The sequence below is a fragment of the Labilibaculum filiforme genome (assembly GCF_002843315.1).
Lineage (GTDB): Bacteria > Bacteroidota > Bacteroidia > Bacteroidales > Marinifilaceae > Labilibaculum > Labilibaculum filiforme.
This window is the reverse complement of record NZ_MVDD01000006.1, coordinates 56,930-77,169: the sequence shown is the minus strand read 5'-3', so window position 1 is coordinate 77,169 and position 20,240 is coordinate 56,930. Positions and strand designations below refer to the sequence as shown.

Sequence of the window (20,240 nt, the reverse complement as noted above, 5' to 3'; positions counted from 1 at the left end):
CAAGGACAAAGAGAAAAGAAAAAAGGGACAAGTAGTAAGTATTTGCTTAGCACTCCGTAGTATTCTGACTATAAGCAAGCTGTAAATATCAGGTTACGACTAAAAATAGTACCAAGGGGCGTGGTTAAGGGTTAATTTCCATTTACCATTGCCCATATTATTTGCAGAATATCAAATTTCGGAGAGGCTGTTTATCGATTTTACACTTGAGTGATTTTGATAGGCTCTTCCTGTCGAAGGTAAACGGTTTGATGAGGAAATGGAATTTCAATTCCATCGCGGTCAAATTGTTCTTTAATTGATTTTAGCAAATCGCATTTCATAACAAAAGCTTTTCCCGAATCTTCGGCCCAAATGTAGGCGCGTAATGTAATACTCGAATCGCCAAGGTTAACTACGCGAACACCTACCTGGTCTTTATTTTCCTTCTTATCTTCTTCGCTTCGGTTATCGTAAATATTTGGATGATTTAAAGCCAATGTTTGAATAATTTGTATCGCTTTATCGATGTTGGAATGATAGCCAATTCCTATTTCTAAAAAAGTACAAATTTTAGGATCAGTAATTGAAGAGTTTAAGATCGTTTCGGAACTTATCACCGAATTGGGAATAATAATTCTTCTATTCTCTGGATTGTTAATTACGGTATGTCTTAAAGTAATATCCTCGACTGTACCATGATGTAATTCGCCTATTTTAATAAAATCGCCAACATGAAAAGGCTTAAAAATTACAATGAAAATACCACTAATAATATTTGAAAATGCTTGTTGTGAAGCGAAACCAAGTATGGCGGCAAAAATACCAGCACTGGCCATTAAACTTAAACCAACGCTTTTTAGTTCTGGTATCGAATAAAAAATAACGATCATCATAATAATGAAAATCAGGAAACTAACCGCATTTTTTAGAAAACTATAGTTGGTAGGATCTACGTGTAATTTATCCGAAGCTTTCTTCAACATTCGTGTCATAAAGAATTGGATTAGTTTGGATATCAAAAAACCGGAAATAATTGTGATAATTATAAAAAGAAGTTTGTAACCAATTCCAAGGTTTTTTAATAAAGCTCCAAGTGTTTCTATCATTATTGTAAAATATTTGTTAACTAGTAAATGATTTGTTTAATTTAAAGATAAAATTAATCACACCTATTTTAATATGGCAACGAAAAAATCGAGTCGCATCACCGAAAAAACAGGAATGGCTCCTGGTACCTTATTGCACATTGGATACAGAGAAATTAAGGATGCCTCCGTTCAAGTGACACAATACAATTCCGATGAAATAAAGCGATCCGAATACAAGGTCAAATTAGATCAGATTAAATATGATTTCAAAGATAAGGATTTTGTTTATTGGATTCATTTTTCGGGTATCGATATTGCTGCTTACGAGAATTTAGGAAAACAGCTGGATATTCACAATCTTACTTTAGAAGATGCACTTAATTCACACCTGCGACCCAAATTTGAAGATTTGGATCATTATAGTTTTCTATCATTAAAACTAATGATTCCTAACCTAGAAGGGTATGCATTTAAATCGATACCTGTTAATTTTATTTTGGGAGAAAACTATGTGATTTCCTTCATGGATTCGCATCATCCTATCATGAATTCGTTTCTTACCCGTTTAGAGAATAGTACTCGAAGAATACGCTCGAAAGGAGTTGATTATTTGTTTTTCGCACTTGCGGATACGATTGTTGATAATTATTTTCATTTAATTGAAAATTGGAACGATAAGTTAGATGAGTTAGAAGAGTTTATTGCTAAGGAAAATTCAGAATTGGTTCCGCGGAAAATAGAAAATTTCAAAAAGCAGTTGATGAAAGCACGTCGCAGTATTTTACCTTTAAAAGAGGCTTACGATTTGTTAATTCAGAGCGAATCAAATTTGTTTTTAGAAGAAAATGTGAAATTTTTTCGCGACACACAAGACCATATTTTATTTGTGATCGATCAGTTGGATTATCTTCGTGATTATCTTTCCAATATTCGGGATACCTTTCAGTCGGAACAAAACAATCAGCTGAATAAAACAATGAAGTTGCTGACCTTAATAGCAACCATTTTTATTCCGCTTACTTTTTTGGCAGGAATTTATGGGATGAATTTTACTAATATGCCTGAATTGGAATGGAAATATGGCTACTTTAGCTTGCTAACCGTTATGATTATTGTGGCAGTAGGGATGTTACTTTATTTTAAAAAGAAGAAGTGGTTGTAAGTTTTTATTTACAATTCGTGAGTAAAACAGAAATTACAAGGATATAAATGGTCAAATTTACAATCGGAATATAATACAACTTATTTTAGCTGTAGTCATTAGTATAAAAAAATAAAGGGGATAAATAAATATGAAACGTCCATGTATAAAGCTTTCTACACACAGTGAGATGATTATTCCAGCATGGTAAGTTCCATATGGCAACTAAAAAACAAATTATAATCATATGAAACGTCCATGTATAAAGCTTTCTACACACAGTGAGATGATTATTCCAGCATGGTAAGTTCCATATGGCAACTAAAAAACAAATTATAATCATATGAATAATTCGGTTAGTGTCGAAAATAGAGATAGTCAGCTATCAAATGCGTCTTCCAATAAATTGATTTTGGTGAGAAAGGCTTCGGGCGATGAAGAAGCTTTTGAAATTGAAAAGTTAGAGCGTTCGTTGCAAAATGCAGGAGCAAGTACCTTTGCAATCGATAAAATTCTTAAGAATATCGAAGCTTGGATTTTTACAGGGGTAAGTACCAAGCAAATATATTCAAGAGCTTTTTCTATTTTGCGAAGGGAGAAAAATACGTCGGCCATGCGTTATCGCTTAAAAAAAGCTATAATGGAGCTTGGTCCAACGGGATATCCTTTCGAGCAGTTCATTGGTCAACTATTTAAAAAGCAAGGATTTGAAATTGAAGTAGGTGTTGTGGTGGATGGAGTTTGCGTTACACACGAAATGGATGTAATTGCAACCCACAATAAAGTGCAGCATTTGGTAGAGTGCAAATATCATAAAGACCAAGGAAAACATGTTAGTGTACAAGTGCCTCTTTACGTTCGCTCTCGCGTAAACGATATTATCGAAAAAAGAAAGGATATGCCCGAATATAAAGGTCTTTCCTTTACCGGATGGGTTGTTACCAATACTCGTTTTTCTGAAGATTCAATTCAATACGGAACTAGTAGTGGTTTGAATCTTTTGGCGTGGGATTATCCTCGAAAAAATGGATTGAAAGAATGCATTGAAGAATTTCGTTTGTACCCAGTTACTATTTTAGATACACTCACCAAAATTCAAAAAAAGGAATTAATGGATCAGAGTATTCTTACTTGTCTTCAGTTAAAGGAAAACGAACATTTATTAGACGCATTTGCATTAAGCGAAAATAAGATGAAGAAATTAAGAACTGAGCTAAAACATATTTGTGGATAAGCTTACTAATTTCAAAGAGGGTGTCCAAAAATGGATACTCTCTTTTTTTTATGTAATCAACTGATAATCAAGAAAATAAAGCTGTTTTTGTTTTGTTAATACATTAATTATTAGTATATTAGGGCATGAAAAAGCCTAATTTCAAAGAGTATAATCAAGGTCAGGTAAGTATGTTTCCTGAACGACTTGATTCCTACATTCCAGAAAATTCTCCTGTTAGATTAGTTAGTTCTATTGTTGACCAATTAGAAATTTCCGAAATAATGACAGGTTACAAAGCAGGAGGTTGTAAGGGATATCACCCACGTATGTTATTGAAAGTAGTTGTCTACAGCTATTTGAATAATGATTTTTCTTGCAGAAAGATGGAGAAAGCGTTGCGAGAAAATATCAATTATATGTGGCTTTCAGGCAAACAGTTTCCCAAACATAGTTGCATTAACGACTTTAGGAGCAAAAGACTCAAAACCCAAATCAATAGGTTATTCACAGACGTGGTCCTAATATTGGTTGAGATGGGATATGTGAGTTTAGAAGTTCAATACATTGATGGGACTAAAATTGAGAGCTCATCTAATCGTTATCGATTTGTTTGGCGTAAATCCATTGAGCGTTATAAAGCCAATTTACAAAAGAAAATTGATTCGATTTTATCTCAGGTCGAAGAAGGTATCATTCTGGATAATACTGAAGATGTACCAGAACCCGAGCCAATAAATTCACATGTTTTACAGGAGAAAATCAAACAACTCAATCAAAATAATAAAGAAAAGACAAAACAAGAATTGAGTCTTTTAAAAGAACTTACAAAAAAGCATCTTCCTAAGCTAGAAGAGTACGAAGAAAAGCTCTCTGATATCGGACAGCATCGCAATTCAATGTCCAAAACAGACAAAGATGCCACCTTTATGCGAATGAAGGAAGATCACATGAAAAACGGGCAACTTAAACCAGCTTACAATGTACAAATCAGTACAGAAAATCAATTTATAACTCATTTTGGAATCTATCAAAACGCAACAGACACACGTACTTTTATCGATTACCTGAACAAGTTTAGAGCAAGATATGCTAAGCAATCAGCAGAAGTTGTTGCTGATGCCGGATACGGAAGTGAGGAAAACTATCAATATCTAGAAGAAGAAAATATTGAGCATTATGTGAAGTTCAATTATTTTCATATGGAGCAAAAAAAAGCATTCAAACTAGATCCGTATAGAGTTGAAAATATGCATTATAACAAGGTTGATGATTACTTTGTTTGTCCAATGGGCCAACATATGAATTTTGTTTCAGAATATGAAAAGAGTAATGGCTTTGGGTATATAAGCACAATCCGAAAATACCGAGCTAAGAATTGTAAGAATTGTCAAATCCGAGGCAGATGTTTCAAAGGTAAAGGCAATAGGACAATCGAAATAAATAACAGACTTAGAACCTATAAACAAAAGGCCAGGGAGAATTTGATGAGTGATAAAGGTCTAAAGCACAGGAGTAACAGACCAATAGAACCCGAAGCTGTATTTGGACAAATAAAATACAATAAGGGCTTTAATAGATTTACAATGAAAGGATTAGACGGTATAAACCTAGAGTTTGGTTTACTTGCTATCGGCTTCAATTTGGCTAAAATTGCTAGGAAAATGCGGAGATCTTGTAAGAGTCAATTTTTCAATCGTATTGAAGCATTTTTTAGAGCATTTATATCAAAAATAACCCATGATAAATTTGAATTAGAAATTATCAACTAAAAAATACTTTTTGAGTTGATAATTGAAAAAGAGGATGTCCTTAATTTTGGACACCCTCTTTGTTGTTTTAAGGCTTAGAAAGAATTCAATTATATTTTTCTCAATAAGTGTGAATCTAAATCTCAACCCTTTATTGCATCGGAATTATATACCGAAGCCGGTGAGGATAAAATATCATCCCTTACATTATCGATTATGAGACTTTGCGTTTGAACAGTGTGAATTCAAAAAGCTATATGAGTGAAAAAGAATCGGTAAGTTCTATATCTTCTATTGGAAAGTACTTTTTAAGTTATCCTTTTCAGGATTTTCCTTCCATTCCCGAAAATTCTACTCAAAACCTAATGGATTATGCCGACGGACAACAACTGCGCAAATACCAATGGGACGACATTCATAACCTAAGGGATGTGAAGTTGTGGGGACAGGAGGAAGAGGGGAATGCGAGTCATGATGTAAATATTAATGGACTAATTACATGGATTAAGGGCAACAAAGGGAGTCATTTAGATTTAGTACAAAACAAATTTTACAACTTCAATGTTTGGGGGAACAAAGCCCTTGAAACAAAACTTGCGGGACAAAAAGCATGGGTGTATTCTGAGGTTTTTGATGATGGAAAAATAGATTTGCAAACACCACATGTTGATTTTGTTATAAATGAAGATTACCATTCAGGATTTTACCTTTCTTATAAGTATGAAGGCAAAAGTGAAGATGCAGTTAGAATATGGACGTATTCTTATTCAGATTTTGAACTGCTGCTTAAAGATTTAGAGTACCCTTTAGATGATAAGTTTAAAACGAAAATAGTTGCCAGTTATGAAGAATATTTAGAAGTAAATGGAGCTGATTGTAATAAGATAGATGTTGTCTTTGAGAACATACCAGATTTTGTAAATGCTACAATTTCAATTGAAGATAGGATTAAGTATCTGAAAACGATCTCTGGTTGTTCAATTTTTAACGGAAGGTGGATTTGGGGTACTGAAAATGACACCAATGAGGGCTTAGCAGTTTTAAATCTACTGAAAACAAAAGATGAGCAACAAAAAAATGCTTTGTTCTATAAGCTGGAAAATGAGAATAAACTGCTTATTGACCTATACGGTAATCTTGGAGGAGATAATTTAGAGCAATTTATTCAGGTTTTATCTGGTTTGGCAGTAGACTCATGGAGTAAAGATAACTTGGATGTAGATGGAAATGTTTACTATATATGGAATGATAGTTCTGTTGACGTTAAAGGGCGAATAGAAGGTGATGTACTTAATATTTGGTCACATATAATGCCCGGTTCGCTTTTAAGTCAAAATCCAATACCGATTAATAATGAGAAGTTCGATCCACTTGAAGCATTAGCCATTTGTTATAACGATGGAGAAGTTGCATCAGATGATAAGGTTGTTTATTTACCGGCTCTTTATTTGTATTGGGTAGCTGATAATAAGGACACTGAAGATGGAATAAAATCTGTTAGCTTTTTCTTAAATTTTGTTGGGGCAGGTTCGGCAAGTAAAGTATTGTTTAAGGGAGGTACCTATCTTGCTAAAGTACTTGCAATTGCTGAACTATCGAATTTTGCTTTGAATACACTTATCACAAATCCAATCTTAGCTGAGAGGCTGAAACAAACGGATGAAGGAAAGGCATTTTTAGATGTCTGGCCAACTATTAGTACTGCTATTGATTTAACACAAATCAGTACTGAACTTTTGACTAATTTTGTTAAAAACAGTAAGTCTGTAAGCAATGTTTTAAGCGATTTACCTGAAGCTGAAGCAAAACGATTGGACGATTTGATTGCCAAGAGTGATGAGGTTTTGGTGAAGAGGGGTATGCCTGGCGTGGTAGATGATATTTTAATTAGTAAATTGTCAGGTGAATTACGTGATTTTGCTACTAATTTTAAACTGTCAGGAAAAGTAGAAACTCTTCCAGATGGAAAAACACTAATATTAAAAGCCGAGAGTGGCGATGAACTAGGGCGAATTGTAAATAATAAGCTTGAAATTACAAACGAGCAGATTGTTAAAATACAGAAAGATTATAGACCAAGTCCAAGCCTGTATATGAGCAAAGCGGACATTGCAAATCATTTGAATAAGTTTAGAAATGAAGGAGGAGCTTTTATAATTAGAAAAAGTGATTTATTAAATCCTAATTACACAACAATTGCACCAAGAAAATTTATTGGCTTGAAAAGTGAAATGGATGAAATTGTTGCTCGATTTAATAGTGCTAATTATGATACTCAAGTGTTAATTGATGAGCTTGATTTGGGAGATAAATATTTTAAAACTAATGATGAAGTCTATTTAATAACAGTTAAACCCGATAAAGGATTTGAATTTGATATGCCGAGTGGCAATGAAAATGGTGCTTATGATGGGTTATGGGTACCAGGAGGAAAAACTAAACATGGAACTTCAGAGGCTGTGCTTTCGAATTCGGCTTCTTTTGAGCACAGTAATAGTTGGAAGAATCTTGTTGATTTCTTTGGAGTAGAAAATGTACAAAAACTTAAATAATGAATGATTATCAAAAAGCGATAGATTCAGGTAATGTTTCTAATTATTTGCTAGGAAGAGGTGAATATTTTATTTTGAATAGAGACTATGGCGACCATGATATATCTAGTGTGTATATGGATTTATTGAATTTTGGATTAGAAAATGGAGAACAACAGCTTTATGAACAACTGGATCATGACTTAAAGCAAACAATGCTTGAAGAATTGTCAATTAAAGAGTTTACTAATTTGCTTGGAATTATAATGTTCTATCATATATATCGAATAGAAGAAGGTAGGTTTCAGACTAACTGGAACATATCCTTAGATTTGAAAAAAGCTATCAGTAATAAGATTATAGACTTAAAGAATGTTGGGGATATTTCGAATATTAATCGAATTCTAGTATTACTTGAAAAGAGGTTTGACTTTATTCTTCTAGATTAAGAATGTCTGACGGTAATGAATTAGGTGCAAATGAGCAATGGATACTGGGAGGAAAAACACCAAAGTGGATAAAAGAAAGTTTCGCGGATAGTTACTATTATACTGCAGAAACTATGGAAAGTTTAACTGTTTTTAGAAGGTTTGGTGGAGGGGCTAATCAAGCAAAATTGTTAGGTGGTTTTTCATCCACAGACTTTGAAGTATTTCAGGGATAATAAGATTTACAGCAAGGAGGAGTTTGAAACACAGTTTCGACATCGAATTACAAAAGCAAGAGATTATGATTATATTTTTTCTGAAAAAGATTTATGGGCTGGAATTAAACCTGATTATAATAGGGCAAGTACAGATTATAAAATAGGAGGTAAGTATAAATATTCTTTATCCGATCTTATAACTCGTGAAAAGTATTTTAGGGATGAAAATGTTTTTAAAACAGCTATTGAAAAATTTGAAAATGATGGTAACGCACAACCTATTTCGGTGAAAGATGGATATGATCAGGATCTTGCGAGATATGGTTCAGATTCAGCCTTGTTCGGTTTTACTAAATATGCATCCTCTGTAGCCGAAGCACCTATGAAAGCCTATATGGCATATAGGTTTGGTCCGGAGATTTTGAAGCAATACTTAAAAAGTGTCTCAGAAGATGCTACAAGTAAATTCCTTAAAGGTGCGTCAATTGAATTTGCATCACAGTATATCGCAGAAGAAGCCTTTGGAATTGAAATGAAAATACCCGAATTGATCCTAGATATGGTTAGTTCAGGATTAAAAGAAGTATATACTCCTGAAAAACTATACGCTGAGATGGCTGTAGATTGTATAATTGGAATTGACATCTTTGATTTACTAAGTAAAATAGAAAATGATCAAAATATTGATTTTCTTGATTTAGGAATTCAATGTGTTATTCCTGCAGTTTCAGGGCCTGTTTTTAAGATAGCATCTAATAAAGCAGGGAAGTTTTTCAATATGAAAAGCTTTAAGTTGATTAGAGTTTTGAATTTTATTGAAAAGTTTGGTATTAAAGACAAAGGGAAATATATATTTGAGTTGTGTGGTATTGATAAATTAGAAAAAAGAGGAATAAAATATAAAGATGTAATGTCAAACATACTGTCAACAGCTAAAGGTGCGAAAGCATTTGATTTTTTAGCAGATGTTAAATTTGATATTAACAGACTATCTGCAGAGAATTTTCAAAGACTTACCAATGTTATTGATAAGTATGGAGTTGATAAGCAATTTAGAGACTTTTTTACAGGTTCGAAAGATGTGAATCGTATGTTATCTGTGATGGAGAACTCAGGAGAAACATTAGGTGAATATATGAGATTTATAGAAAAAGTCTCAAATGATCCGAAAATGTTTGCTGGTACAATTACTATCTCAGGGAAGAAGATGAAATTTTCTGAATTCTTTAATGATATTGACGATGCATACGGTTATTATCACGAAGTAGGAACTAAATATAGATATATTAGTAAATTTCATGAACTATCAAATATTGGGGTTTTAATATTAGTTAAAGATGGGATTGAAGTTGTTGGTAAGATTATCATAATTAAATCCATCGATAGTGGAATAGAATTTATAAAAGGATATGAAAAAAATTAATAAGCTACTAGTAATCTTAATTGTTTTAAGTATTATTTCTTGGGTTTTAACTATTCAAAATCTTTTTTTAGATATTGAAGTTAATTGGATTATGAGGGTTGTTATTAGAGGTATAACTTTTATTTTGACTTTTGTATTTATTTCTAAAACGAAATATAAAAAGTACAACTTATATTTGGCTTCTGCTCTTTGGTTAATTCTAATTCTCATTAGCTTTTTCATTAATAAAGAAATTAGACATAGAAGCAATCGAGAATTAGGAGGAAATGTAAATATTACAGTTTTAGTTCACAAGAATCATATGGGAAAGTCTGGTTGCGAAGGAACTTTTCAAGTTTTAAAAAACAAAAAAATAATTGTAGACCACATCCTAGGTAATGTACAAAAAAGATTATTTAATGGAGATACAGTCCTTTTTATTGAATCTATAAAATTTCCAGGCCAATATGATGTATTAAATTATTTTCCTAGTTCGGACGAAATTAGTAGAGCTAAAAACTATAAGTATTATTATAAAGGAGAATATGTCCATAGCCTACCCAAATAACTCCCCGCTCCCGCACGAATCTTTCGTGTGGCTTGTTAAAAATATGTAGTAAGCAACTAATTATTAACTGTTTAGAGTAAATTCGGATAGGTGTGGTAATTATAAATTTTATCCCTATTACCCCAAACCCCTAAAGGGGCTTAAAAAGGGTAGTTGGTTTGAAAAAGTCCCCTTTAGGGGATATAGGGGTAAGAGATGAGGGATAGGAAAGCCTAAAAATAAGACAGTTATGAATTAGAATTTAGACTTTGAGTTCTTTGTGAATGTACTTTGAGTCCTTTGTGCTTAGATATATCTCAAAAGAATTGTTGGTGCGGTTTTGGGAAGTCCCCTTCAGGGGATTTAGGGGTAGACGAGATGAGATGAGATGAGGAACAAGAAATAAGAAATAAGAAAGCAACCGTACTCCCTCGTACGATAGTATCGTGTGGTTTGTGAAAGATATGTGGTAGGTAATGTAATTAGGTATTAATGATTAATTGTTTAGAGTAAATTATAAGATGAGTCGTAATTATAAATTTTATCTCTCTTACCCCAATACCCTTAAGGTAGCTTATTGGTGCGGTTTGGGAAAGTCCCCTTTAGGGGATTTAGGGGTAAGAGATGAGGGATAGGAAAGCCTAAAAATAAGACAGTTATGAATTAGAATTTAGACTTTGAGTTCTTTGTGAATGTACTTTGAGTCCTTTGTGCTTAGATATATCTCAAAAGAATTGTTGGTGCGGTTTGGGAAAGTCCCCTTTAGGGGATTTAGGGGTAAAGGATAGAAGGGATAGTAGATATGAAGGGTAGTAAGCAGTGAAGTCGAAGTAAGTTTTGCATTACCCCAAACCCCTAAAGGGGCTTAAGAGAGTAGTCCGTTTGAGAAAGTCCCCTTTAGGGGATTTAGGGGTGGAGGAGGTAGGGGTGAAAATAAAAAGGAAAAAAGAATAATAAAATGGCAATGAGTGATCAAGTTTCAATGTTTTATAATGCGAAGCCACACATTTTTGAGAAGGCAAAGTATCTGAGAGAAAATATGACTTTGGCTGAATTAAAGTTATGGGATTTATTGAAAGAAAAACAAGTACAAAACTTGCGTTTTAGAGCTCAACATCCAATAGATATTTTCATTGCCGACTTTTATTGTTACCCATTAAAATTGGTAATTGAGGTGGATGGTGGGATACATCAATCTTCAGAACAAAAGGAATATGATATTGGTCGGGAAGCAGAAATAAATCATTGGGGAATTAAAATAATCCGTTTTACCAATAATGAAATTGAGGAGGATCTTAACAAGGTGATTGACGAGATCAATAAAATCTGTAGCATACAGAAACTTGAGTTGAAAACATTATAATCATCTCCCACTGATAACCCCCCGCTCCCGTACGAATCTTTCGTGTGGTTTGTGAAGGATTTTAGAAAGTGAGTTTGTATGGTGTTGGAAACAATACGAAAAGATTTCAATCCTATTTTCTCAACTAAATCGAGACCATCTAGCTAATTTTGCATAGGCAATGCCTTTTTCTTTGGTAGTAGAAAAGATGGTTCGAAGAGATTGTAATAAATCATAAGTTTGTTTAGTTTCAGGGTGTTTATCAACTAAAAAGTTAGCCTTAAGCCATTTTGCTAAAATTAGTTACACGATGCTTTAAAAGTGAAATAGGATAGCAATTCTTAATTGAAAAAAAACAGAATTTAGTCTTGAATTAGTTTATTTTTAGTGCGTCACCAATTTTAAGTATGGTGCGTGCTGCAATGCGATTATCGGTACAAATTTTGCTTACTGAAGTATTATGCTTTTTGGCTATGTTCCAAAGAGTATCCCCTTTTTGTATCATGTAAATGCCATCGGGATTATTTGGAGCGGAAATCGAATGTTGATTTTTGGATGCCGGGACTTTTAATTTTGCAAAATCAATTTCAAATTGCCTGTTTTTGTAATATAATAGATTGCTTTTGAGTGTAGAGGTCTCAAAATCAATATATTTGTCCGAGTCGAAGGCTTGTCCTAACAGACGGGTTTCGAAGTGAAGGTGGTTGCAGGTGGCATGACCAGTACGTCCACCAAGTCCAATTAATTCGCCGGATAAAATCGTGTCATTCACCTGTACGCAAATCGTTTTTAAGTGACTGTATAGGGTTTCCAATCCGTTTTTGTGACGCACGACTACCATATTTCCATAACCACTAGATATTTTTGCCATTCGCACTCTGCCATCAAAAGCACATACAACCGTATCGCCTGAGTTAAGTCTTATGTCGGTGCCGGTGTGCAATCTTCTGTTGCGTATACCAAATTTTGAAATTACTTTGCCTTTGTGCGGAATTGTAAATGGATTATCTTGATTACTCACCAATTTAATCACAAGTATTTCATCCTTAGGTCTGCTAAGATTGGCCGGATAGTTAATCTGCGCCTGATTCCAGTTGTTTTGATACAGCATATCATCCATCAAAATCAATGAATCCACTGGCAATTCTTTATGTAAACTGTAAATAGAGTCCGTTTGGCCAGCATTTACGATGATATTTAATGTATCAGGTGTTTGTGAAACGGCGTATAGATGTAAATTACACAATAGGCCTAAGGTCAATATCTTATAGTTCATAAATCGCAAAAGCTGCCTTTTTGTTTGAGTAAAAATGAAAAATTTGGCACAAGATAAAGTTTTCATTTATAATAATCATACTTACCAAAAAATAAAATAGAAGTAGTTTGTCTCATTTTTACTAGTTTTTGAATGTTTTAAAACGATTTGTAAAAACTAGCAAACGAGTGATTTTTTAGCGGAGTAAAACATTGAATAGCAGTGCATTAGTGCCAGTTTGAGGTGCAGCAAAATTAAGCCTTAAAATCTACACCGAATTCTACACCTTGTTTATTGCTGTTTTAGGTGTTTAGATTGCCTTGGCACTAAATGAAGAAAGCCTTGTAAACGTTAAGTTTACAAGGCTTTTCCTTCTATTGCATTTCTGCATGGCGGAGAGAGAGGGATTCGAACCCCCGGTACGTTGCCGCACAATAGTTTTCAAGACTACCGCATTCGACCACTCTGCCATCTCTCCAGTAATTAAACGAGCTTTGTTTTTCAACGCTTGCTCTGCTATCTCTTTCGATAACGGGTGCAAATATATGGCAAAAAATACTTACGTCCAAGCATTATTTTACTTCAGAGAGTAATTAATTTGAAATGATCTGATCTTCAATTCAATTAATTTTAATTACCCATGAATATCCAGTTCGTTCATCATGTAAAGAGAGTGTTCAATGGTCTTGAAAATTTCGGTGCAGTATTCATTTACTGCTTTTGGACTGCCAGGCATGGTGTAAACTAAAGTTTTATTCATTACACCGGCAATTCCTCTACTAACCAATGCATTTGGTTTTTCCATACCGTATTTTATTCGAATTAATTCCATAATTCCACTTATCTCTTTGGTAAGATGCTTTTTCACTACATCAGGAGTAATATCTTTAGGTCCTATTCCAGTTCCACCAGTAGTGAAAACAAGGTCGAAATTTTCTTTTTTTGCCCTTTCCAATAATTTAGTAAGATCTTCCTCCTGATCAGGAATAATATTTTTCTCTATTTTGTAATGTCGATTTTTAGATTGAAAGAATTCTTCGGCTAATTTTTCTAGTAACGGACCACTTTTATCTTCGTATTCACCACGGCTAGCTCTATCGCTAAGCGTAATGATCATTGTTTTGATAATTCGTGGGTGATAAGAAAGAATATCGCCAGCTTTTAAGCTGCCAGCTTTTAAAACACGGCAAAAAATACCTTCTTTAGGCATTACACAGTTACCTATTTCGCGAAAAATACTACAGCTGTCACCATGACATTTTTTACCTATTTGTGTCACTTCCAATACCAAATCTCCCATAATAAAACGGTCTAAGGGAGCGGTGTGATGTAGCAGAAGACCTTCTGTAGTTATATTTTCGGCGAATTCTCCAAAATCGATTTTACGAGTAGCTTGTTTCGAAAATTTATCAATACTTTCTTTTGCTAACAGGCTAACTTGTCGATGCCAGTTTCCTGAATGTGCATCATTTAATACGCCTAAGGAATTTAATTCTATAGAGGCTACAGGTCTTTTTATTACTCCTTTTTTTTCGGATATATTTACAGAGAGTACGGTGACTGGTTTATTGCTCATTTCAAATTTATTAAGGGTGAATTAATTGTTATTAGTCTAATATCTCACATCTTAATTCTAATAATCTATTTTCACTTCAAATCAGTTTTAGTTTTTTCCTTTAGTGTTATATTGCTTATTGTCATTGATTTATCAACAGCTTTACACATATCATAAATGGTAAGTAAGGCTATGCTTGCCGCAGTTAAAGCCTCCATTTCCACTCCTGTTTGTCCAATGCATTTAACGCGTGTATTTACTTGCACACCAGTTTTAATAAGGTCGCATTTTACATCCACTTTAGTAATTTGAAGCGTATGGCACAAAGGAATTAAATCACTTGTGCGTTTAGCTGCCTGAATGCCTGCTATTTCAGCGATAGTTAACACATCACCTTTTTTTAATGCATTTTCCTGTATTAATTCAATGGTGCGAGGCTCTAATTTAATGATACCATATGCCTTGGCTTCTCGTATTTGTGGAGTTTTATTGCCCACATCAACCATATTGGCCTTCCCATCTTTCCCTATATGACTAAATTCTTCCATAAATTTAAAATTTCTTTACTGATAAGTGTTTACAGCGAACTGTTCCCTGTTACAATCATCCACCAATACCGTAAAAGCTACCATTTTTATTTTTTGTCCCGGCCTCCGGTTTTTGATTGATTGATTGATCGATTGCCTGTTTATTTCCTAATTCTTTAATGTCGAATTCGCTGGCATTAAACAAACAAGGTTTTACTTTTCCGTTGGCGGTAAGTCTAATCCGGTTGCATTCCAAACAGTTTCCACCTTTGCCACCTTCTACAACCGAGAATTCGCCGCTGGCCAAATCCATTTGTTTAATAAATCGTAATTCTAGCTTATTGTTTTTACAAAATTGCCGTAAATTTTCCAAATCATCCAAATCTGCATCCGGCATTCGAACACAGTTTATTTTTATAGGATGCAAACCAGCTTTTTGAGCAGCTTTAATTCCTTTAAAAACATCTTCGATATTCCCTAAGCGAGTTATTGCCCGGTATTTTTCAGGTTGAAGAGTATCCAAACTGATATTTACTCTTTTTAAGCCTGCTTTGGCCAATTGAGCTGCAAATTTTTCAAGTAATATGCCATTGGTAGTCATGGCAATTTCTTCAATTCCTGGAATGCCCGACAGTCGTTTCACCAAATCAACAATTCCTTTTCGAACCAAAGGCTCACCACCTGTCAATCTTATTTTATTAATCCCGCTGGCAACAGCTTCTTTAACAAAATCAATAATTTGCTCGAAACTCAATATTTCCTCGTGAGCCATTAAATCAATGCCTTCTTCGGGCATACAATAAGTACAGCGAAGATTACAACGGTCTGTAACCGAGATTCGCAGGTAATTTATATTCCTATTATAATTGTCTAACATAAACAAATTCTCCTTCTGTAAATTCATCAACATCTTTCGGAACGGCCATAATTCCATTTGCTAATGTAAAAGCGTTAATGTGCGCCGATCCATGATATTTAATTGGTACAATCTGATTATCAGCATTAAAGCGAACAGGCAAAAATTCAAGCCGGTCGGCTCTTTTTCGTTGGTAATCCGAAGCAATTGGCATTTTTACCATTGGCGCGTTGTAATCATGTCCCATAAGTCGGTAAAGCAATGGTTTGCCGAGTAATTCGAATTGCACAAACGAGGAGACTGGGTTGCCAGGTAATCCTAAGACATATTTTCCTTTGCAGGTTGCAAATACGGTGTGTTTTCCAGGCTTAACCATAAGGGTATGAAACCAGATGTTAAAGCCAAGTTCTTTTAGTATTTGAGGAATAAAATCGAAATCACCAACCGAAACGCCACCCGAAATAATAAGAACATCATTTTCTTCCAGACAAGTAATCATGGCTTTTTTCGTAGCTTCTTTCGAATCCGAAACAATGCCTAAACTATTGCCTTTAATGCCCATTTTTTGTAATTGTGCTTGTAATTGCCATGAGTTAACGTTTCTAATTTGAGATAATTTTGGTTTTTGATCTGGTTCCACCAATTCACTTCCCGTAGCAATACTAGCAACTTTTGGTTGTTTAAAAACAAGAGGATTTGTACATCCAACAGTGGCAAGAACCGAAATGTGTTGTGCTTTTAATCGGGTTCCTCTTTTCAGAACCACTTCATTCTCAAGAATATCTTCTCCTTTAAGACAAATATTCGATTTTGTTTTTTCTTTCGTGAACCGGATATGGTTCGCATCAATTTCTTCGGTGTGTTCAATCATAATCACCGTATCGGCTCCTTCAGGCACCATAGCTCCGGTCATTATTTTAGAACATTGATTGTCTCCAATAAGTTTAGTGGGAGCGGTTCCTGCAGCAATTACCTCTAAAACTTCAAGTTGATTAGCTAAGTCAGCCTGTTTGCAGGCATATCCATCCATGGCCGATTTATTAAATGGGGGAATCGACATATCCGAGAGAATATCTTCTGCCAGAACCCGGTTCAAACAATCAGATAGATGAATTATTTCAGTGTCTAATTTTTTAGTGGCATTTTTAACCGTTTGTAAAGCCTCGTTAAACGTAATCATATTGTTAGTTTTTTATTTCCCAGCCATTAGTTGTAAAAACAATTTTATTTGCAGCAAAATTAAAATTCTCACCATTAAATTCTATCCATTTGTCTGCTAGTTTCTTGTAGCCAATAGCTCTGGGTTTTATGTTGTTATTGTATTTTTTGTTGATCATTAAAAAAAGTCCAGGTACAATTAAGTCTCTTAATCCTCCCGATTCGCAGATTATTGGGGTTTCTGGAGGCAGTATTTTTTCAAAATAAGAGAGTATCTCTGTAAGAAAATCATCTTTGCTCTGAACGTAATACACTTTGTTGCTTCCAGCTCGATATAATCGATTGCTATCCTTACTGCCAGTTTTGTTATTCTCTTTTGTTATTACGAAATTTTCGGTTTTTAAAACAATTTCCAATTCTTCGTTTAAATTATGAAAATGAGGCGATACTTTAATACATACAAGCTTATTTTTACAATCCAATGTTTCAATTAATCGGCATGCAAATAGGGTTTTGCCAACATTTCTGCCGGTTCCTGCAATTAGTAATATGTTCTTTCTTCCAGCGTGCATAATTAAAAGTAAAAAGCCTCCAATTCTGAACTGAATAGGAGGCTTATGTATTTAGTCCCGATAGTATGTAAGTTGCTAAGGTAAAGCACAATAACTTAACTGTCGGTATCCTCTAAATCACAAAAACACTCCTTTCCAAATTTAGGGTTTACACCCAACGGGAGGCAAATTCGTTTCCCAATTTACCCATCGGTTTAGAATTCGTTCCATTTGTAATGGTTTAGAAATACTAAACTCGGAGATCACTTTATTTTAAAGGTAAAGGTATTAATATTAATGAATCTACAAATGTGTATGTGTGAAGATTTGGAAGAAGATGGAAAAGCGGCTTATGGTATAGTAAGTTTATGTGTTCGGAAAGCCTGTAATTTTATAGGATTTAAAATGGAAACGATTGTATTCTTCTTTTTCAATAAACCCGAAATTAATTCTGTTATTTAGAATTAGTTTGATTAAGAAAAAAAGAATTCCTTGTTATATTTATAGTCTGATTAATAGTAAAAGTAAATGGGGAAAGGACATCATGCACATGCGCATCACGATCACGGTGAATTAAAAGGACGAAATTTAGGTATTGCAATTCTATTGAATGTTGGAATTACAGTGGCGCAGGTTATAGGTGGAATTGTATCGGGTAGTTTGGCTCTTTTGTCCGATGCGATGCATAATTTCAGTGATGTTTTAGCGCTGATTATAAGTTGGTTTGCAAGTAAGCTATCAGGAAGAAAACAAACCAGCAGACAGACTTTTGGTTATAAGAGAGCAGAAATATTAGCAGCTTTATTTAATGCAATATCTTTAGTTGTAATTGCATTCTTTTTGTTGAAAGAGGCCGTCCAGCGGATTTCAGAACCTCAGGATATAGAATCGGGTTTGGTGATGATTTTGGGTGGATTGTCAATTGTTTTGAATGGTCTTAGTGTATTGCTGGTAAAAAATGATGCTGCTGATAATATTAATATGCGATCTGCGTATTTGCATTTATTATCGGATATGGTTTCATCAATTGCGATAGTTTTGGGAGGATTGGCAATGTATTTGTGGGAAATTCCATGGATCGATAGTGTGCTTTCTATTTTAATTGCTCTTTATTTGGTTTACTCAAGTTGGGGTTTGGTAAAGGAGAGTGTTCGTATTCTAATGCAGTTTACTCCTGTTCAAATCAATTTGGAGGAAATTCATACGAAAGTTAAAGAGCTGAAGGAAATACAAAACATGCATCATGTTCATGTTTGGCAATTGGATGATAAGCAAATCAATTTCGAAGCTCACATTAGTTTTAAAGAGGATCTTGTACTGAGTGAAGTGAATAGGGTATTGCACAAATTGGAGCATTTGCTGCATGATCAATTTGAAATTAACCATGTAACTATTCAACCTGAGTTAAGTGGGGTTTGCGAAGATGAGAGTTTAGTAAGTCAGGAAAGAAAACACATTCATTAGTTTATTTTCTTTCCCGTTTTAACTGCTATTTTAATTGAATGATTCCAATAAATCCATTGGGTTTTCAACGAGAACATTTGCTCCGTTCTCAAGTAATTCTTCCATGTCGCGAAACCCCCACAATACACCTGCAGCATACATGCCCGAATTTTCTGCAGTTTGCATATCTATACCCGAATCACCAACATAAATTAATTCTTCAGGGGAAATACGCATTTTGGTACTAATTAGTATTGCACCTTTTGGATTCGGTTTTTTGGGAATATCTCCACCAGCACCAATTACCATTTCAATAGGCCAGTCGGCAAGCAAGACTTTCGCAACCTTTTGAGTTAATTCATTTGCTTTATTCGAGAATACTCCAATTTTAATATCTCTTTTTTGCAGTTCTGTAAGAAGTTCCGCAATGCCAGGATATAAACAAGTTTTAACGATACAATTGTCATCGTAAACACTCATCATCCGTTTAAAACAAGCTTCTAAAGTAGTTTCGTTATTTGCCGAATTAGGTAAGGAATTTTCAACCAATGATTTTAGTCCATTACCAACAAAAGTTTTATACGTATCATAGTCGTGTGTTGGAAATCCTTTTTCTGTAAGAACAATATTCATTGAATCAGCAATATCTTCAATGGAATTGGCAAGTGTGCCATCAAGGTCAAAAATTACTCCTTTTATCATTACAATCTTGGTTAAGTTTATGAAGTGCAAATATTGTAAACTAAGACTAGCTTTGCAAAGGTATTTGGGGAATTTTTAGTGTTAATTGTTTTTCCGATATTAATGCATCTTCAGCTATGCACGAGATGATAATTTTGGGCAACAAATAATTGTTTGAATCATCTTTAGTAAATTAGGATATTAATTGAAGCGAAACATGGTTTGCAATATTCTTTTGAAATTGATTTATTCAGGGAGGATTAGGACTGAAAATAGTTGGAAGTAATATAATGTAAAGTAAAAATAAATCGAATGATATCGTTTGCAGAGGGTGAGCATATCAAAAAAGAGTAATAATAATCAAAAGAATCCTTTAGGAATGATGCGTATAAGAAAAAAAAAAGCATATATTTGAAATTCTTAAAGAGGTGGAATAGTTTTCTTGAAACAGATAAATAACATAGCGATTAAAATGAACATGTTGGGTAACAACATGGAAACGTCTATGTCTAAATTTTCTATTTGTACTATTTCTACAATAATCACAACTACAACCACAACCCTTTAGGGG

At 34.1% G+C, this 20,240-nt stretch carries 19 protein-coding genes, 1 tRNA gene and 1 riboswitch; of the genes, 11 read left to right on the top strand and 9 right to left on the bottom strand.

Features of this window, described 5'->3' with window-relative positions; all coding sequences use genetic code 11:
* Positions 1–200 precede the first annotated feature (200 nt).
* Positions 201–1,088 carry a mechanosensitive ion channel family protein gene (locus tag BZG02_RS09895; protein WP_101261274.1) on the bottom strand — a complete coding sequence of 296 codons (888 nt, stop codon included), beginning with the start codon at positions 1,086–1,088 and terminating at the stop codon, positions 201–203.
* Positions 1,089–1,161: 73 nt separating this feature from the next.
* Here BZG02_RS09895 and corA point away from each other — a divergent pair, with 73 nt between their 5' ends.
* From corA to BZG02_RS09850, 9 genes are all read left to right on the top strand, one after another.
* Positions 1,162–2,232 (top strand): magnesium/cobalt transporter CorA, encoded by a 1,071-nt coding sequence (gene corA, locus BZG02_RS09890; protein WP_101261273.1) that lies wholly within the window; start codon positions 1,162–1,164, stop codon positions 2,230–2,232.
* A gap of 322 nt (positions 2,233–2,554) precedes the next feature.
* Positions 2,555–3,445, top strand: a complete 891-nt coding sequence (locus BZG02_RS09885) for a restriction endonuclease (protein ID WP_101261272.1) — start codon at positions 2,555–2,557, stop codon at positions 3,443–3,445.
* A 125-nt stretch (positions 3,446–3,570) separates the two neighbouring features.
* Complete coding sequence (locus tag BZG02_RS09880) at positions 3,571–5,196, top strand: IS1182 family transposase (protein ID WP_101261271.1); 1,626 nt, start codon at positions 3,571–3,573, stop codon at positions 5,194–5,196.
* A gap of 236 nt (positions 5,197–5,432) precedes the next feature.
* Complete coding sequence (locus tag BZG02_RS09875) at positions 5,433–7,727, top strand: hypothetical protein (protein ID WP_101261270.1); 2,295 nt, start codon at positions 5,433–5,435, stop codon at positions 7,725–7,727.
* Complete coding sequence (locus tag BZG02_RS09870; protein WP_101261269.1) at positions 7,727–8,155, top strand: hypothetical protein; 429 nt, start codon at positions 7,727–7,729, stop codon at positions 8,153–8,155. Before BZG02_RS09875 ends, BZG02_RS09870 begins: the two co-directional genes overlap by 1 nt.
* A gap of 2 nt (positions 8,156–8,157) precedes the next feature.
* A complete protein-coding gene (locus BZG02_RS09865) occupies positions 8,158–8,370 on the top strand; it encodes a hypothetical protein (protein ID WP_101261268.1) in 213 nt (70 codons plus the stop codon).
* On the top strand, positions 8,351–9,775 hold the full coding sequence (locus BZG02_RS09860) for a hypothetical protein (protein ID WP_101261267.1): 1,425 nt from the start codon (positions 8,351–8,353) through the stop codon (positions 9,773–9,775). Before BZG02_RS09865 ends, BZG02_RS09860 begins: the two co-directional genes overlap by 20 nt.
* Positions 9,762–10,322, top strand: coding sequence for a hypothetical protein (locus tag BZG02_RS09855; RefSeq protein ID WP_101261266.1), 561 nt, complete (start codon positions 9,762–9,764; stop codon positions 10,320–10,322). Before BZG02_RS09860 ends, BZG02_RS09855 begins: the two co-directional genes overlap by 14 nt.
* Before the next feature lie 943 nt (positions 10,323–11,265).
* The gene (locus BZG02_RS09850) at positions 11,266–11,664 is read left to right on the top strand and encodes an endonuclease domain-containing protein (RefSeq protein WP_245868077.1); all 399 of its coding nucleotides are present in this window, start codon (positions 11,266–11,268) and stop codon (positions 11,662–11,664) included.
* Positions 11,665–12,016: 352 nt separating this feature from the next.
* Here the strand turns inward: BZG02_RS09850 and BZG02_RS09845 are convergent, their stop codons facing one another.
* The 7 genes from BZG02_RS09845 to BZG02_RS09815 all read right to left on the bottom strand — a co-directional run bounded on the left by BZG02_RS09845 (position 12,017) and on the right by BZG02_RS09815 (position 17,566).
* Positions 12,017–12,781 (bottom strand): M23 family metallopeptidase, encoded by a 765-nt coding sequence (locus BZG02_RS09845; protein WP_180335687.1) that lies wholly within the window; start codon positions 12,779–12,781, stop codon positions 12,017–12,019.
* A gap of 507 nt (positions 12,782–13,288) precedes the next feature.
* Positions 13,289–13,376: transfer RNA gene (locus BZG02_RS09840), tRNA-Ser, on the bottom strand.
* Between the two features lie 156 nt (positions 13,377–13,532).
* Entirely contained in the window at positions 13,533–14,474 is a 942-nt protein-coding gene (locus tag BZG02_RS09835; protein WP_101261263.1) for an MOSC domain-containing protein, read from the bottom strand.
* A gap of 71 nt (positions 14,475–14,545) precedes the next feature.
* A complete protein-coding gene (gene moaC / locus BZG02_RS09830; protein WP_101261262.1) occupies positions 14,546–15,001 on the bottom strand; it encodes a cyclic pyranopterin monophosphate synthase MoaC in 456 nt (151 codons plus the stop codon).
* A 55-nt stretch (positions 15,002–15,056) separates the two neighbouring features.
* A complete protein-coding gene (locus BZG02_RS09825) occupies positions 15,057–15,884 on the bottom strand; it encodes a GTP 3',8-cyclase MoaA (protein WP_218972208.1) in 828 nt (275 codons plus the stop codon).
* Positions 15,841–17,016, bottom strand: coding sequence for a molybdopterin molybdotransferase MoeA (locus BZG02_RS09820; RefSeq protein WP_101261261.1), 1,176 nt, complete (start codon positions 17,014–17,016; stop codon positions 15,841–15,843). The genes BZG02_RS09825 and BZG02_RS09820 overlap by 44 nt, the downstream gene beginning before the upstream one ends.
* 4 nt (positions 17,017–17,020) lie before the next feature.
* Complete coding sequence (locus BZG02_RS09815; protein WP_101261260.1) at positions 17,021–17,566, bottom strand: hypothetical protein; 546 nt, start codon at positions 17,564–17,566, stop codon at positions 17,021–17,023.
* Positions 17,567–17,678: 112 nt separating this feature from the next.
* Positions 17,679–17,819: riboswitch (molybdenum cofactor riboswitch) on the bottom strand.
* 23 nt (positions 17,820–17,842) lie between these two features.
* Between BZG02_RS09815 and BZG02_RS20820 the strand changes: the two genes are divergently transcribed.
* Entirely contained in the window at positions 17,843–18,007 is a 165-nt protein-coding gene (locus BZG02_RS20820; RefSeq protein WP_180335686.1) for a hypothetical protein, read from the top strand.
* A gap of 66 nt (positions 18,008–18,073) precedes the next feature.
* On the top strand, positions 18,074–19,009 hold the full coding sequence (locus BZG02_RS09810) for a cation diffusion facilitator family transporter (RefSeq protein WP_101261259.1): 936 nt from the start codon (positions 18,074–18,076) through the stop codon (positions 19,007–19,009).
* Positions 19,010–19,039: 30 nt separating this feature from the next.
* Here BZG02_RS09810 and BZG02_RS09805 read toward each other — a convergent pair whose 3' ends face one another.
* Positions 19,040–19,690, bottom strand: a complete 651-nt coding sequence (locus BZG02_RS09805) for an HAD family hydrolase (protein WP_101261258.1) — start codon at positions 19,688–19,690, stop codon at positions 19,040–19,042.
* Between the last annotated feature and the right edge of the window lie 550 nt (positions 19,691–20,240).